The organism is Calditrichota bacterium (genome assembly GCA_013152715.1).
Lineage (GTDB): Bacteria > Zhuqueibacterota > Zhuqueibacteria > Thermofontimicrobiales > Thermofontimicrobiaceae > 4484-87.
Genome location: JAADFU010000128.1, coordinates 1 through 366 on the forward strand (window position 1 = coordinate 1; position 366 = coordinate 366).

A 366-nucleotide genomic window follows, 5' to 3' on the forward strand; every position below is an offset into this window, starting at 1 on the left:
CGCGTAATTCCAATATCGATTCCGGCCTGTTCTGCTTTTTCTTTGAAAAATTTGCCATTTCTGTTTTCATAAAATAAATTATTTTTGTAAAGGGATGTGATATAGGCATCTTCATCTCCGTCATTGTCGATGTCGCCAAAAGACACGCTATGATCAAAAATGGGCCTTCCATTTTTATCAATTATTTGCCCGTCAATATTAAATTTTCCGGCGATGTCAGTCGGAAATTTATGTGCTTGAATTTTCTCGAAAAATTCCGCATCAATTTTGTACAGCTTGTTTTTTCCTTCTGTATCAACCATGAATAATTCTTCTTGGGAATCTTTGTCAACATCGATGAATGCGGAACCGTAGGCATAGCGAATT

At 36.3% G+C, this 366-nt stretch carries 1 protein-coding gene; it reads right to left on the minus strand.

Annotated features, from left to right (window positions below; genetic code table 11):
- The coding region (locus GXO74_10485; protein ID NOZ62097.1) for a hypothetical protein at positions 1-366 on the minus strand (366 nt) is incomplete at both ends.